Source organism: Hymenobacter terricola, assembly GCF_017921975.2.
Taxonomy (GTDB): domain Bacteria; phylum Bacteroidota; class Bacteroidia; order Cytophagales; family Hymenobacteraceae; genus Hymenobacter; species Hymenobacter terricola.
In genome coordinates this window covers 1-532 of record NZ_JAGEMO020000233.1, presented here as the reverse complement: position 1 = coordinate 532, position 532 = coordinate 1, and the positions used below count along the sequence as shown (strand labels likewise).

Genomic DNA, 532 nt, shown 5'->3' with positions numbered 1-532 from the left:
TGTTTCTGGCCAACATGAGCCACGAAATCCGCACGCCCATGAACGCCATCCTGGGCATGAGCCAGCTGCTGGCCAAAACCCCGCTGGCCACCCGCCAGAGCAACTACCTGCACGCCATCACCACCTCGGCCCAGAACCTGCTCGTCATCATCAACGACATCCTGGACCTGTCCAAGCTCGACGCCGGCCGGATGAGCATCGAGCAGGTGGGCTTCAACGTGCCCCGCCTCTGCGCCCAGGTCGAGAAAACCCTGCTCTACAAAGCCGAGGAAAAGGGCTTGGGCCTGCTCATCCGGGTGAGCCCGCGCGTGCCCGACGTGGTGCTCGGCGACCCGCACCGCATCACCCAGATTCTGCTCAACCTGGCCGGCAACGCCGTCAAGTTCACCCCCAAAGGGGAAGTTGCCATCGAGTGCGACGTGGTGTGCTTTCACGCCGGCGCGGTGGAGCTCGCCTTCGTGGTGCGCGACACGGGCATCGGCATCGACGCGGCCTACCTGAAGCAGATTTTTACCGAGTTCAGCCAGGAGGA

At 63.7% G+C, this 532-nt stretch carries 1 protein-coding gene; it reads left to right on the top strand.

Annotated features, from left to right (window positions below):
- Window positions 1-14 precede the first annotated feature (14 nt).
- Window positions 15-532, top strand: a 518-nt coding sequence (locus J4G38_RS28370) for a histidine kinase dimerization/phospho-acceptor domain-containing protein (protein WP_262906271.1), incomplete at its 3' end; no start/stop codon positions are given.